Annotated in this window: 1 pseudogene; it reads left to right on the forward strand. The window is 74.6% G+C overall.

Features of this window, described 5'->3' with window-relative positions:
• Window positions 1-510, forward strand: a pseudogene (locus G3I53_RS04200) (DUF4190 domain-containing protein); the annotation flags it as partial.
• Between the last annotated feature and the right edge of the window lie 37 nt (window positions 511-547).

Here is a 547-nt window from a genome sequence, read left to right on the forward strand (position 1 = left end):
GGGGTCCCGCCCTACGGCGCGCCGGGCGCCCCCCTGCCGCCGCCCCCGGTCGCTCCCACCGGGCCCGGCGCCCCGATGCCGCCCGGCGTCCCCATGGGCCACGGCGGCCCCGCCGGCTACGGCTACCCCGGCTACCCCCAGGGCTACGGCTGGTCCGGCATGCCGCTGCCGCCGCAGAACGGGGCGGGGACCGCGGCGATGGTGCTCGGCATCCTGGCCTGCTGCATGTTCTGCGCCTACGGCGTGGTCTCCGTGGTGCTCGGCATCCTCGCCATCGTCTTCGGGATCAAGGGACGCAAGCGGGTCGCGGAGGGGCTGGCCGACAACCACTCGCAGGCCCAGACGGGTCTGATCACGGGCATCATCGGCCTGATCCTCGGTCTCGCCGTCGTGGTCGTGATCGTCGTCAGCATCGTGGTCGCCGTGAACAGCGAGAGCACCTACGAGGACGACGACGACTACTACTACGGTGCCCGGCGCCCGGTGGTCACCGCGCCCGCCCTCGGCTGAGGTCCGCGCCCGCCGACCGTCGTCCCTCCGGGGCCGG

Origin of the sequence: Streptomyces sp. SID14436 (genome assembly GCF_010548465.1) — a bacterium.
Taxonomy (GTDB): domain Bacteria; phylum Actinomycetota; class Actinomycetes; order Streptomycetales; family Streptomycetaceae; genus Streptomyces.